23 protein-coding genes and 1 pseudogene are annotated in these 20982 nt (G+C 59.3%); 14 read left to right on the forward strand and 10 right to left on the reverse strand.

Translation table 11 applies throughout. The features are described 5' to 3' along the window. The first annotated feature begins 272 nt into the window (after positions 1 to 272). Positions 273 to 527, forward strand: a complete 255-nt coding sequence (locus BJP07_RS01775; protein ID WP_071565779.1) for a hypothetical protein — start codon at positions 273 to 275, stop codon at positions 525 to 527. Between the two features lie 51 nt (positions 528 to 578). Here BJP07_RS01775 and BJP07_RS01780 read toward each other — a convergent pair whose 3' ends face one another. Then, positions 579 to 1100 carry a flavodoxin domain-containing protein gene (locus tag BJP07_RS01780; RefSeq protein ID WP_071565780.1) on the reverse strand — a complete coding sequence of 174 codons (522 nt, stop codon included), beginning with the start codon at positions 1098 to 1100 and terminating at the stop codon, positions 579 to 581. 39 nt (positions 1101 to 1139) lie between these two features. Here BJP07_RS01780 and BJP07_RS01785 point away from each other — a divergent pair, with 39 nt between their 5' ends. Beyond that, on the forward strand, positions 1140 to 1559 hold the full coding sequence (locus tag BJP07_RS01785; RefSeq protein WP_071565781.1) for a YbaN family protein: 420 nt from the start codon (positions 1140 to 1142) through the stop codon (positions 1557 to 1559). Here the strand turns inward: BJP07_RS01785 and BJP07_RS01790 are convergent. Beyond that, a complete protein-coding gene (locus BJP07_RS01790) occupies positions 1540 to 3273 on the reverse strand; it encodes a hypothetical protein (RefSeq protein ID WP_071565782.1) in 1734 nt (577 codons plus the stop codon). The genes BJP07_RS01785 and BJP07_RS01790 overlap by 20 nt on opposite strands. Continuing rightward, complete coding sequence (locus tag BJP07_RS01795) at positions 3274 to 3897, reverse strand: DUF3558 family protein (protein ID WP_071565783.1); 624 nt, start codon at positions 3895 to 3897, stop codon at positions 3274 to 3276. Between the two features lie 144 nt (positions 3898 to 4041). Between BJP07_RS01795 and panB the strand changes: the two genes are divergently transcribed. The 6 genes from panB to BJP07_RS01825 all read left to right on the forward strand — a co-directional run bounded on the left by panB (position 4042) and on the right by BJP07_RS01825 (position 9679). Next, entirely contained in the window at positions 4042 to 4845 is an 804-nt protein-coding gene (panB, locus tag BJP07_RS01800; protein ID WP_071565784.1) for a 3-methyl-2-oxobutanoate hydroxymethyltransferase, read from the forward strand. A gap of 2 nt (positions 4846 to 4847) precedes the next feature. Next, the gene (panC, locus tag BJP07_RS01805) at positions 4848 to 5672 is read left to right on the forward strand and encodes a pantoate--beta-alanine ligase (protein WP_071565785.1); all 825 of its coding nucleotides are present in this window, start codon (positions 4848 to 4850) and stop codon (positions 5670 to 5672) included. A 225-nt stretch (positions 5673 to 5897) separates the two neighbouring features. Next, a complete protein-coding gene (locus tag BJP07_RS01810) occupies positions 5898 to 6623 on the forward strand; it encodes a class I SAM-dependent methyltransferase (RefSeq protein ID WP_071565786.1) in 726 nt (241 codons plus the stop codon). A gap of 59 nt (positions 6624 to 6682) precedes the next feature. Further along, a complete protein-coding gene (locus tag BJP07_RS01815; RefSeq protein WP_071565787.1) occupies positions 6683 to 7837 on the forward strand; it encodes an ABC transporter substrate-binding protein in 1155 nt (384 codons plus the stop codon). Next, a complete protein-coding gene (locus BJP07_RS01820; RefSeq protein WP_071565788.1) occupies positions 7818 to 8909 on the forward strand; it encodes an iron ABC transporter permease in 1092 nt (363 codons plus the stop codon). Before BJP07_RS01815 ends, BJP07_RS01820 begins: the two co-directional genes overlap by 20 nt. A gap of 17 nt (positions 8910 to 8926) precedes the next feature. Next, a complete protein-coding gene (locus tag BJP07_RS01825; RefSeq protein ID WP_071565813.1) occupies positions 8927 to 9679 on the forward strand; it encodes an ABC transporter ATP-binding protein in 753 nt (250 codons plus the stop codon). A gap of 179 nt (positions 9680 to 9858) precedes the next feature. Here BJP07_RS01825 and BJP07_RS01830 read toward each other — a convergent pair whose 3' ends face one another. Next, positions 9859 to 10815 carry a diaminopimelate dehydrogenase gene (locus BJP07_RS01830; protein WP_083584028.1) on the reverse strand — a complete coding sequence of 319 codons (957 nt, stop codon included), beginning with the start codon at positions 10813 to 10815 and terminating at the stop codon, positions 9859 to 9861. A 537-nt stretch (positions 10816 to 11352) separates the two neighbouring features. On the opposite strand from BJP07_RS01830, the gene BJP07_RS01835 reads away from it, so the two are divergent. Next, a complete protein-coding gene (locus BJP07_RS01835) occupies positions 11353 to 13086 on the forward strand; it encodes an ATP-binding protein (RefSeq protein WP_071565790.1) in 1734 nt (577 codons plus the stop codon). 350 nt (positions 13087 to 13436) lie between these two features. Here BJP07_RS01835 and BJP07_RS01840 read toward each other — a convergent pair whose 3' ends face one another. From BJP07_RS01840 to BJP07_RS01855, 4 genes are all read right to left on the reverse strand, one after another. Further along, on the reverse strand, positions 13437 to 14018 hold the full coding sequence (locus BJP07_RS01840; protein WP_071565791.1) for a PIN domain-containing protein: 582 nt from the start codon (positions 14016 to 14018) through the stop codon (positions 13437 to 13439). Further along, positions 14015 to 14425 carry a helix-turn-helix domain-containing protein gene (locus BJP07_RS01845; protein WP_071565792.1) on the reverse strand — a complete coding sequence of 137 codons (411 nt, stop codon included), beginning with the start codon at positions 14423 to 14425 and terminating at the stop codon, positions 14015 to 14017. Before BJP07_RS01845 ends, BJP07_RS01840 begins: the two co-directional genes overlap by 4 nt. Positions 14426 to 14495: 70 nt before the next feature. Next, the gene (locus BJP07_RS01850) at positions 14496 to 15857 is read right to left on the reverse strand and encodes an amino acid permease (protein ID WP_071565793.1); all 1362 of its coding nucleotides are present in this window, start codon (positions 15855 to 15857) and stop codon (positions 14496 to 14498) included. 321 nt (positions 15858 to 16178) lie between these two features. Next, positions 16179 to 16403, reverse strand: a complete 225-nt coding sequence (locus tag BJP07_RS01855) for a helix-turn-helix domain-containing protein (RefSeq protein ID WP_071565794.1) — start codon at positions 16401 to 16403, stop codon at positions 16179 to 16181. A gap of 352 nt (positions 16404 to 16755) precedes the next feature. Between BJP07_RS01855 and BJP07_RS01860 the strand changes: the two genes are divergently transcribed. The 4 genes and pseudogenes from BJP07_RS01860 (at position 16756) to BJP07_RS01875 (ending at position 18458) form a co-directional block, all read left to right on the forward strand. Then, the gene (locus BJP07_RS01860) at positions 16756 to 16956 is read left to right on the forward strand and encodes a hypothetical protein (RefSeq protein ID WP_071565795.1); all 201 of its coding nucleotides are present in this window, start codon (positions 16756 to 16758) and stop codon (positions 16954 to 16956) included. Continuing rightward, a complete protein-coding gene (locus BJP07_RS01865; RefSeq protein WP_143109633.1) occupies positions 16943 to 17701 on the forward strand; it encodes a hypothetical protein in 759 nt (252 codons plus the stop codon). The genes BJP07_RS01860 and BJP07_RS01865 overlap by 14 nt, the downstream gene beginning before the upstream one ends. 129 nt (positions 17702 to 17830) lie before the next feature. Continuing rightward, positions 17831 to 17992 (forward strand): annotated as a pseudogene (locus BJP07_RS11410) (NADPH-dependent oxidoreductase); the annotation flags it as partial. Between the two features lie 40 nt (positions 17993 to 18032). Next, on the forward strand, positions 18033 to 18458 hold the full coding sequence (locus BJP07_RS01875) for a DUF488 domain-containing protein (RefSeq protein ID WP_071565797.1): 426 nt from the start codon (positions 18033 to 18035) through the stop codon (positions 18456 to 18458). A 15-nt stretch (positions 18459 to 18473) separates the two neighbouring features. Here the strand turns inward: BJP07_RS01875 and BJP07_RS01880 are convergent, their stop codons facing one another. Further along, positions 18474 to 18893: a cupin domain-containing protein gene (locus BJP07_RS01880; RefSeq protein WP_071565798.1), complete on the reverse strand. Its 420-nt coding sequence runs from the start codon at positions 18891 to 18893 to the stop codon at positions 18474 to 18476. Between the two features lie 419 nt (positions 18894 to 19312). After that, positions 19313 to 19825 carry a GNAT family N-acetyltransferase gene (locus BJP07_RS01885; protein WP_071565799.1) on the reverse strand — a complete coding sequence of 171 codons (513 nt, stop codon included), beginning with the start codon at positions 19823 to 19825 and terminating at the stop codon, positions 19313 to 19315. Between the two features lie 208 nt (positions 19826 to 20033). Here BJP07_RS01885 and BJP07_RS01890 point away from each other — a divergent pair, with 208 nt between their 5' ends. After that, complete coding sequence (locus BJP07_RS01890; RefSeq protein WP_255365896.1) at positions 20034 to 20852, forward strand: hypothetical protein; 819 nt, start codon at positions 20034 to 20036, stop codon at positions 20850 to 20852. Positions 20853 to 20982: the final 130 nt, after the last annotated feature.

Genomic DNA, 20982 nt, shown 5'->3' on the forward strand with positions numbered 1-20982 from the left:
CTCACTGTGAAGAAGTTCGCAACCGCAGCCGTAGCTGCAACCATGGCACTCGGCCTGGCAGTCCCGTCGGCTGGTGCCGCGGAAGGCAAGAGCAGCGATGGTGCTTTTGGATCACTACTGTCGTAACTGGCAACACGTGCAAAATCACAAATTCTCGCGAGACCATCGAAAATGTATCACGAGACAAAGCAAAGCAGGAGCTAATCGCATTCGACGAGAGGAAGGTTAACGATAATCATGCCGCATTCCTCCGTGGGACTGCCGATTCAACGTTGAACGACTTCTACTGGGGCGAGGCCTACAACGCCTTCAAGGCCTGCGCGGACGGCCAGAACTACTCCACCAACGCCATCAACTCTCTGTCCTCCGTGGTCGAACCGCACGAGGGTCGCGCGGCAGCGTACTGGCTGTCGGTCATTGTGCCTGCACTCCTTGGCATCGCGGCGCTCGGTGCGGCGTTCTCGCCTGAGTTCCGCCACATGCTGCCAGCGCCAGTGCTGAACTTCCTGAACACGTACTTCAAGTAATCAGCGCTGCGCATTCTGCAGTCTTGTAGCCCGGCAGGTTTTCCTGCTGGGCTACATGCGTTCGCGCACCCAGTCCTCGACGGGGGCGAGGCGGGTGAGGTCGACGCGGTCGACGTCCTTGTTGTAGGTGTCGATCATCATGCGGTCGTTCGCTGACTTGCGCGGTTTGAGTCGCAGGGCACCGACGACGCCCGCCATCGTCGCGGCGTGGGCAGCCGACAGCTCGGAGTAGTTCATGCGCCCGGGCAGATAGAAGCGCGTCACACTGTCCGCGCGGCTGCCCAAAAGTTTGGCAGAAAAGTCCTTATCGACGGCCACTTCGTCCAGGCTCATGCCGACGGTGACGAGGGAGACGGAGTGGGCGTCGAAAAGTGGGGCTGGGACCTTGCGGATGAAGCTGGCGCCGGGGTTGTTCGGGCCGTGGATTGGGGCGAGGACCACGATGGGGCCTTCGGGGGTGAAGTCGGCATCGGGGATTGGCTTGGCGCTGGTGCCGAGGCGTTTCGCCAGCTCATCGGCATATTCCTTGGTGGAGCCGTAGAACGAGGCGTACAGGATAGTGCAGGCAGTCATACAACTATTGTTGCATGTTCGGGCTAGAATGTGGCGACGATGCGGTACGTGTACATGATTGTGGGGCTGGTGGCGCTGAGCCTGGGCGCGGTCGGCGTGTGGGTGCCGATCCTGCCCACGACGCCGTTTCTGCTGCTTGCGCTGGTGTGCTTTACGAGGAGCTCGCCAAGGTTGGAGCGCTACCTCCTGCGCCACGACACGTTCGGGCCGTTCATTATTGACTACTACTCAGGCCAGCTGACGCGGGCGCAGAAGCTGCGGATTCTGGGGCTGCTGTGGTTGGGGATGGGCGCCTCCATATGGGTGGTGATTGCGGTAGTTGGGCTGTGGCCGGTGGCGGTACTGCTCGCCGCGATCAGCACCGCGGTGAGCGCGCACATCTGGCGGCTGCGGCCACGCCCCGAGCGTGCCACCGAACTACGCCAGCGCGCTGGACTGCCTACCGACCACGCACGTTGAAGCCGATGACGCCGGGGTTGACTAAGGGGGCGTCGCCAAGCAGGGCGTGGATGTTGCCCTCCCTTTCGACGGCGCTGGTGACCGCCTTCGGACGCTGCTTCTTGTCATCCTTGCCGCGCCCCTGCGACATTGGCGCCCCCATGAAGCCGCCGCGTTGCCCCTGTTGACCTGCAGTGTTGCCGGTGGCAGAGCCTGCGGCGCTCGCTGCACTGGTCTGGCCGCCGAAGCTACCTGTGGACCCGGCGCCTGGCCGTCCGGCGAAGCCTCCCGCGCCACCACCGGCGAGCCCAGCGTTGGAGCCGAAGCCTGCGGCTGAGGGTGAGCCTGATCCTGCGCCTGCTGAGGAGCCAAAGCCTGGCGCCTGCTGGTGCAGCGACCCGGCGCGATGGCGGCCACCACCGCCTGCGCCACCCATCGGCATGCCGCCGAATGCGCCTTGGCCTGCGCCTACACCGGGGCCTGCTGTGGAGGCGGCGTTTGTCGCCGCGCCACCGAGCCCACCTGCACCGGAAGCGAGACCGCCATGGAGACCAGCACCCGGCGCGACATTCGCTGCCGGGGCGTGCAGCGCGCCCGGTGGAGGAAGCGTCGGGGCTTGCGCCGAAGCGACCTGAGTCGGGGTAGCGCCGGACGCGATGGCGTTGAGCATGTCCGGGTTCGGCTTCCCGAACTGCTGCAGCACATCCTGCGGGCCACGCGCGTTCGCGAGATCCGTGTAGCCATTGTTGGCAAAGATACTGGCGAGCCCCGTCGGCATTGGCGCGTCCGCAAACGCGGGAGCGGTCGGCGCAGGTGGGCCACCAATGGAGAAGTCGGAACCGGTGACGTCGGCGAGGTCCGGCAGCAGCTTGGCGAACGTGGGGTCCGTCGCAGGAAGGTACGAATTGGCGTACGACGGATACGAACTGACGAAGGCCTCCTTCACAGCTTTCACCGCGGCCGGGGACACGGCCTCAGCCGCCAGCGCAGCAGCCTGAGCTGCCGCCGCCATCAGTTGCGACGACGACGCCAGCGCCGCCAACCCCGTATTATTCCCGGCAAGCGCCGCCGAGTTGGCCGCGTACTCGGAACCCGCCGCCTGAATCAGCTGGAGACGCGCAATCGTCCGGGCGACGAATTCGGTCTCAGACGAAGATTCCAGGGACGCAATGGCTGGGCCGATGGTCTCCACCATCTCGTAGATACGCTGCGCGTTCGACGTCCAATTCGACGCCAACCCGGACGGCACGGCGGTGTTCGTGCTCAGGATGTTGCTCACCAGCGACTCAAAACTGCTATCCGTCGACGCATACACCGAACTGTTATTGAACGGCTGCGTCTTGTAACTTTTCGCGACAGCCGCCGCCGACGACATCCCAAGATTGGAACCCAACCCACTCAGCCCAGGCGTTGCGCTGAGCCCGACCGCGTTCACAATCCCCGCGATCGAATCATCCGCCATCACCGTATTGTCCAGACAGACCTTCAGCACCTTTGCCGACGACTTCACATTCCCCGTGAACGCGTCCGTCGCAAGCGGAGCATGCTCCGAGTAGATCGCCCCGTGCTTCTCCCCTGCCTCGCGGAGGCCGGAGACGGCGGAGAAGGTGGAAAGACTCTTTACACCAAAAGCACCTGATACAAAATCAGATTGTTCCCCTAAATCAAGAAGGTCGGCGATCGCCTTGTTTACGTCTTCTACCTCAATGTTTATACGGACCATAGTTTCCCCCATTTATTCGTTATTAATTAAGAACAGCGATTCAAGCTTTTCAACGGCCGCAGGGCAGAGAATCTCAAACCCATCGCCATCGTTTGGTGTTTGGACGAATACGCCTATTCCCCCATAAATCGTGTCGATCTGGGCAACGCAAGGATTGCTCGCGGTGACTTGATCGCCATTTCTGTAGACATACAAGCTAGGCAAGACATCAGACCCATATTCACTAGAGCTTGGCTGCATTTCTTCAACCATGTTTCGATTGGCATCGACACTAGCTAGACCTGTTATCCAATTAGAGTCCAAATCTTTAAACATACAAACCGAAGTCCCATGCGGCGAGTCGATCTCCCCGTCCGTACTCCGTTTGATTTCGCCAGTGAAGCCCGCGCGGCGGAATTCGTCCTCGGTGATGTCGTTGCAGGGGTCGAAGTAGTCCTCGGGTGCGAGCGTGAATGGGTCGAAGTCGCCGATGGGGACGGTGCCGGACTCGAAGACAAAGGCTCTTTGACCAGCAGAAACCGAGGAGTCCGAGGGAGGGGCGTTGGTTGTGGCGGAGGGGGCGTCGATAAGGGTAGTGCTGGAACAGCCAGCGAGTAGTGTGGCGGCGAGCAGTGGTGCCAAGGTATAGGTGCGCAAAGTGTCCCCCCGTTTTTTAAAAGTGTTTCTACACAACCTAGTGCATTTCGCGCGATTGTAAAGGGTTTTGTGTACACCATGGTGGACACCCGGTTTTCAATAACCGCCAACAAACCGCCACACAGCGTCCTAATATAGGGCGTTATGAAACGCCTTCGTACTCGTTACTTCGCCCAGGCCAAGGCTGAGGGCCGCAAGTTTACGGCTCTGACCAGCTACGACACCATGACCGCCCAGATCTTCGACGAGGCCGGCATCGACTTTCTGCTCGTCGGGGATTCGGCGGCCAACGTGGTGCTCGGCCACACCACTACCCTGCCGATCACGCTCGACGAGATGATTACGTTCGCCTCCGCCGTCGTCCGCTCGACGCAGCGCACGTTCGTGGTGGTTGACTTGCCGTTCGGCACGTATGAGGAGTCGCCGGCGCAGGCGCTCGCCACGGCGGTGCGCGTCATGAAGGAGACTGGGGCGCAGGCAGTGAAGCTGGAGGGCGGCACCGAGGTCGCACCGACCATCAGAACGCTTGTCGACGCCGGCATTCCCGTCTGCGCGCACGTCGGGTTCACGCCACAATCCGAGCACGCACTCGGCGGCTACGTCGTCCAGGGGCGCGGCGACGCAGCCCAGCAGTTGCTTGAGGACGCCACCGCCGTCGCAAACGCGGGCGCCTTCGCGGTCGTGCTGGAGATGGTGCCCTCCGAAATCGCGACGCGGGTGACCCAGGAGGTTCCCATCCCCACCATCGGCATCGGTGCAGGCAACGGTACCGACGGGCAAATCCTGGTGTGGCAAGACGCGTTCGGGTTCCGCGCCGGCGGAAAAACGCCACGGTTTGTGCGTCAGTACGCGGACCTGGGAGCGCAGTTGTTGGACGGGGCGCGAAGGTACCGGGAGGACGTCGAAAAGGGAGACTTCCCCGCAGCAGCAGAATCGTTTGAGGACTAGCCATGAAAATCATTACCACTGTTGAAGAACTCCGCGCGGCACGAGCCGCAGCGACCGGGACCATCGGACTGGTGCCGACGATGGGCGCACTGCACTCCGGGCACGGCACGCTCATCGAGCGTGCTCGGCGTGAGGTCGACACGCTTATCACCAGCGTGTTCCTCAACCCATTGCAGTTCGACAACCTCGGCGACTGCGACGACTACCGCAACTACCACCGCGACATTGAGGCCGACTCAACGTTTTGCGAGGAGCGCGGCGTCGACATCGTATTCGCGCCCAGCGTCGAAGAAATGTACCCCGGCGGCGTACCGCAGATCTGGGTCCGCACCGGCGAAATGGGCACAGTCCTGGAAGGCGCGTCCCGGCCGGGACACTTCGACGGCGTAGCGACCGTCGTCAACAAACTGTTTAACCTGGCCCAACCGGACTTCGCCTACTTCGGCCAGAAGGACGCCCAGCAGGTGGCGGTGCTCCGCCGAATGGTTCGCGACCTGAACCACGACGTGGAGATCCGCACCCTGCCCATCGCGCGCGCCAAGGACGGGCTGGCGCAGTCTTCCCGCAACGTGCGCCTCTCCGGGGCGGGGCGCTCGCAGGCGCTGGCGCTGTCGCGTTCGCTGCGGACGCTGCAGGATCAGGTCGACGCGGGCGCGTTGGACGTGGACGCGGTGCGTGCGGAGCTCGCGGCTTCGGAGGGCGTGACGCTGGACTACCTGGTGGTCGTTGATCCGGATTCGCTGCAGCCGACGCCCGGGCCCGGCCTGGCACTGGTTGCGGCGACGGTGGACGGAGTGCGGCTGATTGACAACGCGCTGTTGGGGTAGGCTGCAGCTGCTTTGGTTCCGTGTTTTCGGGGGTGGAAGGTGTATTGAAAAGCGTGCTCGGGATTTTGTGAACAGAATTGGACCTGCACCACAAGCCGAATACAGCTGCCTAATCGTCCAAGGTTTCTCCGAAACACCGAAACCTTGGACGATTAGGCACCTCTATTCAAACAATCGCAGGTCGGAAGCCTAAGTCGAGTTTGCGTTTCCGCTACGGTAGTTAATATGTCAATCGAATATTGGAATGATCAGGCCCCGACTTGGGCACGCAACCTAGAAGAAGGACCCGACCTGCTCCTCGAAGTGCTGGAGGAATTTGAAGTACTCACCCCGGATTCCACGGTGCTGGACATTGGCTGCGGGCCGGGGTGGCACCTCGACAAGATGGCGCCGCACATCGCTGAAGGCTACGGGTTCGATATTTCGCCGGCGATGATTGCAGCCACGCCGACGTCGAAAAACCTCACCTTTTACACACACGACTGGTCAGCTGGAATCCCCGAAGCGCTCACGGGCCGTACGTTTTCCGCGGTGATTGCGAATAGGAGCCCGGGCGTTAACACCATTGATGACGTTGCTGCGCTGATGCGGTTGTCGTCGCGGTGGTGTGTCGTCAATAAGCCGACGTACCGCAGTACGAGTCTGCTTGAGCAGGCATTGCGCGATGCGGGCGTCGCAGCGAAACCCTTCGGTGGATCGCTGCACGTCGACTGGTTAATATCCCAAGGTTACCTGCCGCAACTGCGCTACCAGACGCGTGTGAGATCCCGGAAATACGAACCCCGCGATGTCGCCCACGAGGCCGAGCGCGCGAGGGCGCAGTATGGGGATAAGGTCGCAGAGAGGATGCTCGCTGCGTTGCCGGGCGAGGGCGTCGATAAGCGTATTGACGTCACTCTCACGATGGCGTACGCGCTCGCAATTTGGCGCGTGGACGAACGCCAACCATAAAATACTGTATCATTCAATTGAATATATTTTTGAGTAGAGGTCAACCCAAGGAGAGTACGTTGTACAAGAAGATACTGCTGTCGGTTGGCACTGCGGTGGCGCTGACGCTCACAGGCTGCTCGAGCCCCGCGGAAGATACAGCCGCACCGACGACAACCGCCAGCGACGCCACCATCACCGTGACGGACAACATGGGCCGCGAAGTTACCATCCCTGAACAGGTCAATAGCGTCGTCGCGGTCGGGTCTATGGGGCCGCGCATCGCCGCCTACATGGACCTGGTGGACATGCTCGTCGGCTCGGAACAGACCGACCAATCCGGCCCACGCGCGACATACGACTACAGCAACGTGTACGCGGACAAGCTGGGACAGCTGCCCGTCATCGGCAAGGGCGGTGGCTCCGGCGAAAACAACGCCTTCCCGGAAGAGATTCTCACCGCGAACCCCGACGTCATCCTCGCCGGCTTCAACGCAGAAGCCGCTGACGAACTGCAAAAACAAACCGGCATTCCCGTCGTCAGCATCCGCTACCTCTCTAAGGGATTTATTGACGACGACTTCGCCACCACCCTCGAAATGGTCGGCAAAGTGACCGGCAAGGAAGACCGCGCCAAGGAAATCAACGACTACATCGCCACCGCGAAGAAAGACCTCAAGGACCGCGTCGCGGGCGTCGCAGAAGAAGACAAACAGAAGGTATACACAGGTGCCGTCACCTTCAACGGCGCACACGGGTTCGCCTACACCTACGTGGACTTCCCAGCATTCGACGCGATCGCCGCCCACAACGTCGCTGACGTGCTGAAAGAAACGCAGACGTTCGAAAACGGCCGTAACGGCACCGAAGTCGACTGGGAAGCCATCCCCGAGTGGGACCCCGACGTCATCTTCCTCGACCCAGGCAACCTTGACCTGGTCCGCGACGAATACAAACTGCGCCCCGACTACTTCAACGGGCTACGCGCCGTCCAAAACGGCCAGGTGTACACAATGCCGGCAACCAACGCAGCCGGGCCGAACATCACCTACCTGCTGATCAACGCCTACCACGCCGGAAAGGTGCTCTACCCCGAGCAATTCGCAGACATCGACCTTGAAAAGAAGGCCGAAGAAATCATGCAGGTCATGCTGGGCAAGAGCTTCTTGGACGAAATGAAAGCCGGTGGTCTGTACTACGGAAAGATCGACCTCAGTGACCAAACCAACGGCTAAACCACAAGGCACCGCCAGCACCGCCGACTACCACCGGCACACACTGCGCAAATACGCAGTCCTGCTGGCGGCGTTCCTGTTGCTCTGCCTCTGCTTCCTTGGCTCGCTCAAGGCCGGGTCAGCAGAGATGGGGATGGGCGACGTCCTGCGGGCACTCCTGCATCCAAGCGAGGAGCGCGACTCACTCATCGTATGGAACATCCGCTTGCCCCGAGCATGCATCGCAGTCACCGTAGGAATGTGCCTAGCCATGTGTGGTGCGATCATGCAAAACGTGCTGCGCAACCCCCTCGCCTCATCTTCAACACTCGGGGTGTCCCAAGGCGCGGCGTTTGGTGCGGCAGTTGCCATCGTCTACTTCGGTGCTGGCGCCCAGGTCAACAACGTCAGCGGCGACGCCGCCGTCAGCATTAGCAACCCCGCCCTCGTGACAGCATTCGCGTTCCTCGGAGGCATGGGCACCACCCTTGTAATCATGTTCATTTCGCGAGCACTCAATGCTGGCCCCGCGGTACTCGTCCTCGCAGGCGTGGCGCTGAGTGCAATGTTCAGCGCGGGTACATCGCTCGTCCAATACTTCGCTGACGACATCAAAGTCGCCTCAGTCGTCTACTGGACCTTCGGCTCCCTCGGCCGCGCAAGCTGGACACAAATCTTCTTCACCGCAGGCATCGCCGCCGCAGCATTCGCCTACTTCATGTACAACCGCTGGAACTACAACGCCTTCGAGGCCGGTACCGACGCCGCCAAAAGCCTCGGCGTACCCGTCGCAGTGCTCGTACCCATCAGCCTGCTTGTCTGCGCCCTGATCTCCGCCGTCTCCGTCGCCTTCGTGGGCGTCATCAGCTTCATCGGGCTCGTCGCCTCACACATCATGCGACGCCTCCTCGGCAACGACATGCGCTTCCTCCTCCCAGGCACCGCCCTCTGCGGCGCCACCCTTCTCCTACTTGCTGACATCGCTGCCCGCACCATCATCAGCCCAGTCGTGCTCCCCATCGGCGCAGTAACCTCCATCGTCGGCGCGCCCATCTTCCTCTTCCTCCTACTCAAACGGAGAGTCCACGCATGAAGCCACACAGCGCACCCATGATTACATGCAACAACCTCCACTTCTCGTACGGCACCAACCACGTCCTACGCGGAGTCAGCTTCGACGTCGCGCGCGGCGAATGCATGGCCGTCCTCGGACGCAACGGAGAAGGCAAGTCCACCCTCGTCAAAAACCTCATCAAACTCCTCACTCCACACACCGGAGAAATCACCCTCAACGGAACCCCCACCACCGCGCTCAACAGGCAAGACATGGCAAAACTTGCTGCCTACGTAGCTCAACACTCCGAAGCCACCCAAATGACCGCCTTCGACTACGTCCTCCTCGGCAGAAAACCACACATCCAATGGGCAGTCGGCGAATCAGACCTCCAAATGTGCGCCGACATGCTGGAACTCGTCGGAATGGCAGACAAACAACTCCATGACATCAGCACCCTCTCCGGAGGTGAGCGTCAAAAAGTTATACTCGCACGCGCGCTCGTTCAAGAACCATCAATCCTCATTCTCGACGAACCAACCAGCAACCTTGACCCCCGCAACCAATACGAAATGCTCGGACTCGTCCGCCAACTCGCAGTTGAGCGCGACATCGCCGTCATCGCCGTACTCCACGACCTCAACGTAGCACTACGCCACTGCGACCAATTTCTCTTTCTTCACGACGGCACCAGCTACGCCAACATCAGCCGCGACGAAGTCACCGCCGACATCATCTCGCACGTCTACGAAGTCACCGCCGACATCATCGAACACAACGGCCACAAACTCGTCGCAATCGACGTCTAACCAGCATGCTACCACGGCACCGACGAGCGCACCGAGACTTCCCAGTGCTTCGGGAAGGCGTAACGGTGGCGGGGGTGATGGAAAGCGGAGTCAGAAAAATGTGAACAGATTTGCATGTGCAAATCTGTTCACAAATTCTCTAAGCGGGTTTTGCGACACCTTCTACCCCAGCGTCGGGGTTAGACGTAGCGGGCGATCAGGTCGTCGAGGGCGATCGGGGACAGCAAGTACGGCGGAACCTCCAGCACCGTGTAGGCGCCAGACTCGCCTTCTTCCGCGAGGCGGGCAGCCGCGCGCGCGTACGCGACGGCGACGGCGCCGGTGAAGTCGGGGTTGCTGGAAAGTTCCAGGGTGTACTCGACAAGCTGGTGGTTCTCGCCCATGCCACCGGTGGTGATCACGTGGCCGCCGTGCGGCATGCCGGAATGTTCGCGGGCGAAGGTGGCGTCGTCAATAAAGTGGACCTCCACCTCGTAGCCGACGAAATAGTCAGGCATCGTGCGGATCGTGTGCTCGATGGCGGCGGTGTCGGCACCATCCTCGGGCACGATGTAGACGACGCGCTTGTGGGCGGACTTGCCGTCGAGACCCTCGGACTCGCCGCGACGCGCGCGATCCAACGCATCCGGCGCAGGGATCGTGTACTGCACACCCTTCGCGACGCCCTCAATCCTGCGCACCGCATCCGAATGCCCCTGCGACAGACCCGGGCCCCAGAACGTGTGCTGCTCCGCGTTCGGCAAGATTGCCTCAGCCATCGCGCGGTTCAAGGAGAACATGCCAGGGTCCCAACCAGTGGAAACGATGGACACCGTGTTGTGCTCGCGGGCGACCTCATCCATTGCCTTGCGGTGGCGTGGGATGTCGCGGTGGTTGTCGTACGTGTCCACGGTAGGCACATACTTCGCGAACTCCGGCGCCTGCTCCGGAATATCCGTCGCAGAACCCAGGCACAGAATCGCGACGTCGATTTCGTCCTTGTACTGCGCAAACTCCGCAACCGGCAACAAGCGAGTGTCCGTGTCCAACTTGCAACGACGCGAAAAGATCGCCGACAGCTCCATATCCGGCTGCAGCTTCACCAGCTGCTCCACGCTCTTGCCCAAGTTTCCATAGCCGACAATGCCAACACGCATACTGCGCCTCCCTTTCCTCATGGCCCTTTGGGCTCGTGGCTTTTGGGCTGTTTTGCCCTTAAATTACGGGGCTACTTTACTCGCATATCGGGTGTGAGGGAATGCGCTGGGCAGGTTGGTGGCTGGTTTGTGGGGTGTTGGTGGCTTGCTGGTGGCTTGGTCACAGGGAGCGAGTGACAAAGGACGCAATTTCGGTTTTGGCAGCGGGCATTTTCCCAGGTCGCTAATTTTCGGGTGCGTCCTTTGTCACTGGTTCCGCTGGCGAAAGGGTTTCTGGCAGTTCGCTGTGCACCAAAACCCGGGTTTTTTGGCGGGGCTGAAGACCAAAAGGCCAGGTCGCTGATTGTGCCTGGTGGAATTTGGTGCGCACCCCGGCGGTGAAAGATATGAAAAGAGATAGAAAGATATAGAAACAATTCGCTGAACTGCGCGAATGCTCGGAAATGTCGCTTCTTAGCGCCTGATATCTTTCGGATATCTTTCAAAACCCAAAACTAGGCTCAGAAAGAATTACCTGGGGAATGTACAATCTTTCGCATGGTCACGGAATCGGCTTGGGACGCTCTCCCCTCGTATGTTCGTTTAGCGCTTGAGGCGATTCATGATGGGGCGACGGCGGACTCGCAAGAGTCGCTGATTTTGGAATTCAAGGAGGATCCCACTGTTCGTGAGGGGAAGAGTGCGAGGGCGAAGCTCGTCGAAAAGCTGCTGAATGAGGCGATTTGCATGGCCAACAGTGAGGCGGCGACGGGGCATATCATTGTCGGCGTTGCGGATCGGACTGCTGGCGCGGACGCGTTCACTGGCACGGAGTTGAGTGAGGAGGACATTGCCCGCAGGATCTTCAACGGCACTAAGCCGAACATGAATGTGCAGGTCACAGCGGTGCATGCGTGGGGCGTGCGGCTCGTGGTGATTCATGTGCCGGAAGCGCGTGCGCTGTACACGCGGGGCGACGGGGCGGCGAAAAGGCGGACGGCGGACTCGCAATTCTCCTGCCAACCGATGACGGAGGAGCTACGCCGGGCGATTGATTCGGCACGGCGAGACACTGACTATTCGAACGACCCGGCCGACATTACCGTCGATGACCTGCAGCTTCCCGTAATTGAGGAGGCGCGGCGGATGCTGCGGGAGCATCGGCGGTCGCGGGGCTCGGATGCGGCGGTCCCGCAGACCACCACTGGTCTACTTCGGGAACTCGGACTCATGCGCGACGACGGCCAACTCAAGCGTGCCGCCGAAATCCTCCTTGCCCAACCAAACCCGACAGACGTGGTGGTCCGTCACCTGTGGCGCAGCATCCCAGGGCAAGAACCGCAGGCCACGCTGATTTCAGACCCTCTGCTGCTGGCGTTGCCACGCCTGCGACGCCTGATTGCGGAAAATGGTGACCGCGAGATTGAACGGGTGCAATTCGATGACGGTGAGGAAATCGCCATCAGTCGGTTCCCATCACAAGCAGTCGACGAGGCAGTCTCGAACGCGTTCATTCATCGCGACTGGCGCCTGCCCGGCCCGGTAGTAGTCGAGCAAACGAACCGCACGCTCAAGATCACTTCTCCGGGACCTCTCCCACCAGGAGTAACGGTTGATACATTATTATCGACGCCATCAGTCCCACGGAACAATCGACTCATGGCGGCGATGCGCACCCTCGGCCTCGCAGAGGAAAGCTCCCGCGGCTTCGACCGCATGTGGGCCACCATGATTCGCACCGGACGCAATGCCCCGGAAGTAACAGCCACCGAGGCAAACGTGCAGGTAGTGCTGGCAGCGCAGCGGCCAGATACCAACTTCATCAAAGGTTTGCGGAAGCTCTCGGAGCGTTTCGGTGAAGAGGTTGTCGATAGCGTTGCGGCGCTGATCGTGCTCTGGCACCTGAACTCCGCGCCGCTGGTCACGGCGACAACGGCTACGCAGAAAACTCAGCTCAGCTCCCTCGAGGTACACGAGCTTATGGACGACCTCGTCGCCCGCAACCTTCTCGATCCCGTCACCGACGCCGACGAGTGGACCCTCAGCAGCGAAGCACGGAAACTCCTCAACCTGGGACAACCCGGCGACCTCGCCACCGTGAGCGTCCAAGAATGGATCGAAGCCAAACTTCACGACGGCGCCGCACTCCAATCCGCCGATATTGCCGACCAGACCGGCGTCAGTGTCGCCGAAGCAGGCCGGATTCTTCGACACTTGCGCAGTCTGGGGCGCGCGAAGATCGACCCGGATGGCCCTCCGCGGGGTCGTGGCACCCGTTGGATCCAGGCGTAGAAAGAGATAGACAGATATCGAAACAATTCGCTGACCTGTGCGAATGCCCGGAAATGGCGTTTCTCAGCGCGTGATATCTTTCCGATATCTTTTGCGTGCGGAAATCTGCGCTAAAAAGAATTAACTGGGCTTTTGTGTACTGAGGCGGAGGAGCGAGTGACAAAGGACGCAACCGACTTTTCGCGACCTGGGCTTATGCCGTAGTCCGTCGGTGGGATTGCGTCCTTTGTCACTCGGCTGGACTGGGATGACACCAGATTCACTGTTTTCGGGAAGGCACCAAGGCGTTTCCCCAGGTCACGCACGCCGCGCGAGGGAATGTGGTGCACAGGCACCCACCATGCCCGCTATCACAAAACGGATTCAACAACCGTTGCGAAATTCGGGCAGCCCGAGCGCTCTAGCATTACGGCAGTTATCGGCCGGTCCGCCGCTTTGACGCCCTTCACCTTCTCCCAATAAGCCTCGTTTTCCTGCGCTACCCTCTTACAAAGCCCTGGGAACGCCTCAAAAATGTGGCAAAAGAAATCATCCGGAGTCAGCACGTCAAACAGAAACTGCTGTGAGTCGACATAGTCAACGAGTCCCCTGTCGCTGGTGACGATGTACTGGACGTTGCCAGCCACGGCAGCGCTGAGAACGTGATGATCATGAGTGTCCGCGTACCCATAATTACCAACAGCAAAACCGGAGATTTCCCATTCCGCCAACGCGCCTCGAATTCGCTTGAACCGTTTTGAAATAGCACCCTCGGGAGCGTGTGGGTTATTTCTGCGCAAATGATACTGAGCTTCGGCGATAATATCCTCGGTCCACGCTGGAAAGAATGGTGGCTCCACATCTTTATCAGAGCCCAGGAAGAGAAGGAAGCACCAGTCGGTGAGAGTGCGCGAGTACCAGACGTTAGCGTCAAAAAGGACTGGAATACTCACAGGCCTTCGATTTCATTATCGAGCTCTCGAATCGCATCGAACTCGTGGCGTGCGCGCGCACGGCACCGCTGCAAGTATGCGACGACGTCTTCCCTACGAAGCCGCGTGTGCGACCCGACTTTGAAGTAATCGATTTCGCCTTCTCGAATCCGTTTCATCAGAGTCGGCCGAGAGATCCCGAGATACTCAGCGGCCTCAGTGGTGGTAAGCACCTCGGAAGGTCGGGAGACTGAGACGTTCTCTCCGCGCGCAACCCTGGCCAAGATGGACTCGATAAATGAGGCTAATGCAGGTGGAAACGTACCGCGCACGGCATCATGAAAGGTCTCGGGGTTAGCCACGACTTGGCTGGCCTGCTGCTCGACAGCTTGGGTGACCTCAATTGCGGGATTAGTTTTCGTTGTCACAGTGTTTCACCTCCAGGGAATTTACACTTATAACTGTAACCTCCGTGCCATAAACGTGCAACCCTCCGGATTACACCACCATCTGCCACACCGTGACGCAAATGATCACGATGCCCAGGCCGAACACGAACAGGGCCTCAGGCTGCTTCGCGTAGTGGCGGAAGGCGGTCGCGTGGCGGAAGAGGAGCATCGGCACGATGTAGACCAGCAGCGTGATGAAGATTCCGCCGACGACCGAGATCAGGTCCAGGATTGACGGGTTGAAAATGGCGACAGCGACCGTCGATAAGAAGACGAAGAGATAGATGCCCGCGCGGACCGCACGCGGATTCCACCGCTCCGTAGCCTCCGGCGCGACCGCGCGCAACAAATACTGCGTACCTTCCTCCGTGCCAAGCATGTGCCCGAAATACGACGACGCAATCGCACACAAGGCGACAACCGGGGTCACCACCGCCATGAACGGGGCATTCGTCGTATTAGCGAAGTAGGAAAGGACCGGGATGTTCTCCTCGCGCACAGCAGCCATGCCATCCGCCCCCAAGGCGAGGGTGCAGGACCAGACGAAGAACATCGTGAAGCTGACCAGGAGGGTACACGTGATCAACTCAATCTTCGACACCTCCTTCTCCGTACCGGCGACATCACCGTCATGCGACTTCTGCACATCCAACGCAGCCTGCGACACCGCCGCCATATGCGAGAAAGAAAACACCAGCACAGGCAGCACAAACAGCATCGCCTTCCACAGCGGCACATCCGACTTATACGCCATGAAACTGTCAAGATCCCAATACGGAATCAAATACAGCGACACCGCCGCAAGCGCCACAATCAGGGGATAGACCAGCAGGTTCGCGAACCACAACGTCGCTTTCTTGCCGAGGGCGTAGGCGCCCGTCATCACGCCGACGCAGATCGTGGCCAACAGCCAGCGGTCCACGTGGGGGCCACCCATCTGATTCACGATGAAACTATCCATCGTGTTCGTCACCGAAACACCGTAAATCAACACGATGGGGTAAATCGCCAGCCAATACATCAACGCCGTAGCCAGGCCACGCTTCCGACCAGCCAGAGAAGTAATGACCTGCAGCACATCCAGGCCCTTCACCGGCGACGCCGACACAATCCTCGAATACATCCGGTGCGAGAAGAACACCATTGGGCCAACCAGGATCGTTGCGAGTAGCAGGGGCCAGAAGCCGAAGGAGCCGGCGTCGATAGGGAGGAAGAGGATACCAGCGCCCACAGCGGTGCCGAACAACGTAATCGCCCACGACCAGGTACTTCCGTCCGGCGCCGGAGCGCGACGCGTGCGCCGGATCTCACGCTTATCCGCCGGAGTAAGGTTTTCGAGCTCAAACTCGTCAGCCGAGACCACCTGGTGCTCATTGCTGAAAGGTACAGGGTCGGTAGAGCGCTCGCTCATGGAATCCTCTCTCACTCGACAACAATGTGACCCCACACACCTTAGCGGATAAATGCAATTGAGCTAACTTATCGACGTCCAGCTGCGCCCCGGGTGAGGTTCGACAGGCTCGAGGTGGAAGGCGTCGAAAAATGCTCTTAGGGATTTTGTGAACAGAATTGCACCTGGGCTACCAGTGAGCACGACGAGCCCGGAGCACCCGCCTCAGGTCCCTGGTCCGGCGTGGATCAACATCACAGTCCCGAATGAGGCGCATAGCTCAACCCAGACGTCGAACCGCGAACGGGGTGCGCGCTGGATCTTGGATCATCGGTTTTTGGATCATCGGAGCGCCTCCGGAACGTGCTGCACCGCCACCACATCCAAACCAAGCACAGCCAACACAGCCTCAACCTTATCCAGCCGAACCGAACGTTTCCCCTGTTCAAACTCACGAATGAATCGTTCCGACACCATTGACAGGTCGGCCACGTCTGCCTGTGTCAGGCGCATGGCGCGGCGCTGTTCGCGAGCCTGCTCGCCGAGACTTCGGGGGACTTGGGGCATAGGACGCCTTTCAATGTTGTGGTACTTGAGGGCTTTCTAGCCCTTGGGGGATTCGGCATGCTCGTGCCGGTTTAGAGCATATTTCGCGGACTAAGTGCGCACAAGAGGCGGTTTCGGCATGAACGTGCCGGTTTTGGACTGGGCTGCGCGCTGGTTGCGTGGGTTATTTTGCTCCCGTCGACCTGCTACGGTCGACCAACGCAGGGCACAGAACGATAAAGACTTCATCATTTACCAAACATTTGTTCTATATTATCCGAGGGTGACAGGCAACGTTTTGTCTTCTGCGAAGTTAAGATAAGGGCATAGAGTTCGTCTTTATTGTCACCCGCCCTATCCGAAAGGAGCGATCATGACCGCCCCGCTCGTTGAGAATCTTTCGAAAGAAGCTGCACGCCATGAACTTTCCGAGCTCAAAAACTCGATCGAGTCCACTTTTGGGGATTCGATCGAAGGGTTTGAGGAGCGTGCGCACAACTACAATTTAACGCCCCGTGAATTCGCCGTGTGGGAACGCGTTTCGGAACTACGCTGGCTCCTTGGCGATGAATAAAAGCGCTGAGAAACTCCAGGTTCTGGTCGCTGAGTTCAATCAAGACCTCGTCGCCACTGCGGAAGCGTTCACCGGACAAGATTTTGAATTTAGTAGCACAATAGTTGACAACGGCAGCATTTCGATACGCCTGAAGCAGATAGAGGGCCGTGCAGGCATCATTCCCCTATCTTGGAACGGGCACGTAATACTCGGGTTGCGTCCGACGTTTAAATGCACCTGGGATTCAACTCATAGTTTCTTGGCCGTAGAGAACTCCAGCTTCGCTGTTCACGCTGAAGCAAAATCAATCAACGAACCACTTTTCAGAGTTGAGTACAACCGCAACAAAAGCAACAGACCGAGTTCACACTTTCATGTCCACGCGCATAGAGACGAAGTAACTCACCTTCTAGGTTTAACGAAGAAGTTGGATTCGACCAATGACCAAAAGGTAAAGAAATTTACTTCGGAATTCCCTCGACTCTCAAAAATCCATTTCCCTACTGGTGGGCACCGTTTCCGCCCGTCATTAGAAGATGTCTTAGAGAGCCTCCGTCAGGAGTTCAACCTCGATACCGAGCTAGACAGGTGGAAAGCGCACCTAAATAAGTCACGATTAAAATGGCGAAAGATCCAGACAGCAGCCGTTATTTTTTGCAACCACAAGACGGCATACGAGATACTCGTGAATGAGTTCCAAATGCCCGTGCCCGAAAATTGGGAATGCCCGTCAGATAACGACGCCAAAATCGTTCGAGATTAACCAGGAGTGAAACCGGAACGGGCCTAGTGAGCGGGAGCGGGCGTCGATAAGCGATGGGCCCTGGGGTAGCGTGGGCTGCATGACTGATGCACTCGCGCCCATGCTTGAAGACCTCTCGATAGGCGCGCCGCCGGAGCTGCGGGCGCGGCGACGACGAAGGTGTTCGTCGAGGGCTTTACCGACGCGTGCCTCATGGCCCAGAACGTGGTAAATGCCGCCGAACGGACCGGGCTCGGTGCGAACTACCTGGGCAACATTCACAACGATACGGCCGCGGTCATTGAGACGCTGTAGGCTGCTCGCTGGCAAGGCTTCGTCATCTAGGAGGATCATGCGAATCTACACACTTGGGTTCTCACACAAAAGCGCAGAGGAGTTCTTTGACATCCTGCGCGAATCCGGCGTGCGGCGGGTGGTGGATGTTCGCCGCTCCAACACGAACCAGCTCGCCGGGTTCACCAAGAAGGACGACCTACGCTACTTCCTGCGGGTCATCCTGGATATGCCGTACACACACGAACTGTCGCTCGCGCCGTCGGCGGATCTTATGCACGCGTACCGACATGACGAGATTGACTTCGACGAGTTTTCGAAGCGGTTGCGAGAGGAGTACCGCGATATGCCGACGCTGGATCGCTCGCTTTTTGACGACGCCGTGCTCCTCTGCTCCGAGGCAGACCCCTCTACCTGCCACCGGTTAGTCGCCGCCGAGTACCTCGCCGAAATCTGGGACGACGTGGAGATCGTGCACCTGTAGCGGTGTTGTTTGGACTTAGCTGTGTTGCTCGCCCGTGAGCATGGTAAGCAGCAAAATATTGCCCTGCGACAGGGCGTCATCTGGGCAGTAAACCGCGTGCGGCACGTACGCGCGCAGGTGGACGAGTTCGCCTGGTTTCAGCGGGAAGCGCTCGCCGCCGCACTCGAACTCCAGTGAGCCGTTGAGGCACTGCACGGTGATCGGGTGAGCCGCCTTGTGATCCGGCAGCGTCTGGCCGGGGCAGAAGTTGAAGACGATGAGGTTCGCGCCGTCGCCCTGCAGTAGGCGCTTGACGCCCGGACGCGCGTTGTCCGGGCGCGGGGCGACGGCGTGGATCGTCCGGATGAGGGTGGCGTGGTCGGCCGAGTCGGCCGAATCGGCAGCACCAAACACCTCGGGGCGGTTGACGGGGAGATTGTCTTTGGGCTGAGACATCGTTGATCCAATCTTGGGAGTTTGCGGCAATAGTGCGAGTGGCGTTTACGCACCACTTTATCGGCTTCGAGCACGGGGTGCGAGGTGATTCCGGGTGCGTGCGGCGTGGTGGCCTAGATGACGCTAGCGCCATTTTCTGTGCTTCGCATAACTATCATGGCGGCCGAACCAGATCGCCATGTGCACTTATCGACGCAGGCCAACCCCGCAACCGTATCAGCGAGCATGCGCACGGGATCCTCGGCCTGGATAACGTCTCGCCAAAGACATCGCGGCGCTGCACTCCGCACGCTAAGTGCGCCGCCTCCGCCGCGAAAAGGTCGACGATCTGATCGGCGTCACCTTGCCGGTATGCGTCCAACGCAACAAAGTGGTCATCAACATGAGACAGCAAACCCGCACGCGTCTCCACCGTGGGCTTAACCGAGTGGGGCGGGGCGTCGATAGATGAATTCGTGGTCGCGGTGGTTGCCGACCTTGAAGAAGTACTCGCCGGCCTTGGAGAAACCGTAGCGGTGGTAGAAACGCTGCGCCCCGGAGTTTTGCGACCACACCCCAAGCCACGTGGTACGCGGACCAATCCAGTCGAGGGCGAGCTCAATGAGGGTGGAGCCGAGGCCAGACTTTTGGTGGCTGGCAAGCAGGTAGAGGCGTTTGAGCTCGCGGTCCTCGGGAAGAACGTCGGTGTGAGGAAGGCTGCAGGGGCCGGCCAGCGCGTAGCCAACCAGGGCGCCGTCGTCCTCGACGAGCCAGACGGCGTGGTCCGGGTCGGCGAGGAGGGTTTTGTGTTTCTGCAGTTCGTAGGCTTCGGTGAGAAAGGTTGCGAGGTCGGCGGGGTCGTAGAGATGGCCGAAGGTCTGCGTGAACGTGGCGGTGGACAGTTCGACGAGGGCTTCGGCGTCGGCGGGCGTGGCGCGACGAATCGTAGGCATGAGGACAGGATAGGGGACGCGCCGGCGAGGCCGGTTGGGGTAGGGGTAGTCGTCGCGAGCGGAGTCGGGAATTTGTGAACAGAATTGCAGATGGGAGTAATCCGTTGGAGCTAGGGTGCGGGCGTCGATAAATGAGAACAGCTCGACCCCCCGGATGAACGTTCAGATGAGCAATCGAGCGTATTCGCCGGTCTGTGTTGTAAGTTAAATGAAAACTATTAAAGAAACGGGACGTGTTGGGGCACTGGCACGCCCTCTCAATCGGGGTTATGGGGGACTGATGCACTTTTCTACAAGCGAGGTGTCTGCCAAAGAAGCGACACTGATCTTAGAGGCGCTCCCGGAGCCAAGAAAGAAAACTTATCTGCATTTAGCGGCACAGTACGCTGACGCTGAGACAGAGGTTCTCATCTTGGCTGCTCGCCTTTACATTTGGAATGGAGATGTGGCTGCTGCTGTAGACCGCTCTGCTTGTGAAGTCGAAATCCAACTACGCAATTTCATGGACCGCGGATTCTCCCAATGGAATACGAGCCCACCACGTTGCGGATCGCCAGAATGGCTCTTATACCCGATGGGCAGACTGGCCGACATAACCACAAACAAGGACGGGATTGCGCTTGCGAGCATGTCCGAAATTCAACCGGGCATCGAAACGCCCACGCATGATGATTACGTAGCGGGGCTGACATTCGGTCAGTGGGTGCATCTTCTCCCCAAGCCACATGCGGGCGAGCGTAATGCACGCGTTGTTCTCTGGAATGACGCGCTTAAACCGAACCTCTCACCCTATGGTCAAAACTCCACCAATCGCAGGCGTTTCCAAGGCCAGGCGCTTGCGGTCAAAGAATTACGAAACCGAGCTACTCATCGACGACCTCTAGTCAAAGACCAAAACAGAATTCAGAATGTGCACCGAGACTGCATCGAATTGCTCCGCGCAATCAATCCTGAATTAGGGGATTGGTTTAAGAACCAGAAATGGATACCAAACGTATTGGCAACGTCGCCGATACCCAGAAAATAAAAGATGGCCCCCGATTTCTCGGGGGCCAGAGCCTATTTGCCTTACGGCTTGATGACTCAAAGATACATGGATTTCAACATTGAGTCAACACGACCCACCGTAGGTGATGATGGCGCCGAATCTCCCCAAC

Source organism: Corynebacterium sp. NML130628 (assembly GCF_001875665.1).
In the GTDB taxonomy this organism is placed as follows: Bacteria; Actinomycetota; Actinomycetes; order Mycobacteriales; family Mycobacteriaceae; genus Corynebacterium.